Origin of the sequence: Methylobacterium aquaticum, assembly GCF_001043915.1 — a bacterium.
GTDB lineage: Bacteria > Pseudomonadota > Alphaproteobacteria > Rhizobiales > Beijerinckiaceae > Methylobacterium > Methylobacterium aquaticum.
The window spans coordinates 1-1,091 of sequence record NZ_LABX01000123.1; the positions used below are offsets into that span (position 1 = coordinate 1).

At 69.5% G+C, this 1,091-nt stretch carries 1 protein-coding gene; it reads left to right on the top strand.

Annotated features, from left to right (window positions below; genetic code table 11):
- Positions 1-1,091, top strand: a 1,091-nt coding sequence (locus VP06_RS37235; RefSeq protein ID WP_048464876.1) for a hypothetical protein, incomplete at both ends; no start/stop codon positions are given.

Genomic DNA, 1,091 nt, shown 5'->3' on the forward strand with positions numbered 1-1,091 from the left:
AACACCGCGTCGCTCCGTGGCCCGGCCGGCGCCGGCACCGCGCTCCGGATCAGCGGTGGCTTCGTCCAGTGGAAGCGCGACGACGTCGCCGACTGGTCCAACCTCGTCGCCGTCGCAGCCCTCACCGGCGCCGACGGCCGCGCCGCCGAGCTGCGGGTCCAGGGCACCGCGCTCCAGGCGCGTCAGCTTGGAGCGGACTGGGCGACGATTTTCGACCTGTCGAGCCTGTCGGCCGTCGTCGACGTCGAGGGCCTGAAGCGCCGCATCCTCGACATCAACGCCGGGGTGTATCCGGCCGAGAGACCGGGCGACAACCCGAGCGCTTTCACCGCGTCGCGGGCAGGTGGCGATCCCACCGCCCTCCCTGCCATCGACACGACCCTTTACCCTGTGCGGACCGTCGGTGACGGGCTTGGCCTGGAGATCTCGTCGTCGCGCGAGGTCTGGGAGAGAACGCTGCACGTCGTCGAGAGCACCCGCCTCTGGCGTGGGCGCTGGCGCTACGTCCGCACCCAGGCGGCGCAGGACCCCGAGAACGATAGCGTTGTGGCGCTCGTTCAGTGGTACGGCCCCGACCGAACGTCCCCCGTCGGCGGGACTGTTACGGTCGAAGCATTCACCCCTGGGGTGAACGCACCGCACGAGGTATCCGCCTTCATCGGGATCTCAGGCTTGACGGGCGTCACGGTCGCGCGCCCGGCCGGCGCCAGCTACTTCCGCGTCGGCCTCCGGAGCTACGGCGTCGAGAGCCGCACCGTCCTCACGGATCTACACGCCGCGGATGTCAGCGACATCGAGGAGGCGATCCGTCGTCTCGTGCCCGAAGACGGGCTGCCGAACCTGTCCGCGAAAATTGACGAGACACGTCGGGCGCTCGATGCCGAGGTCGTAAGATCGGAAGCTGTCGACGGTGCCCATGAGACGCGGCTCGACACGATCGATACGCAGCGCGCTACCACGTTCGACGTCGCAACGCTGCGCCTGCTCGGACCCGCGCTGGCGGACGGCGACGATGCACCCTATGCCGCAGCGCTCATCTCGACGATGGAGCGCGCGTTCCTCGCAGCGTGGCGCGACGGCACGATCGAGAT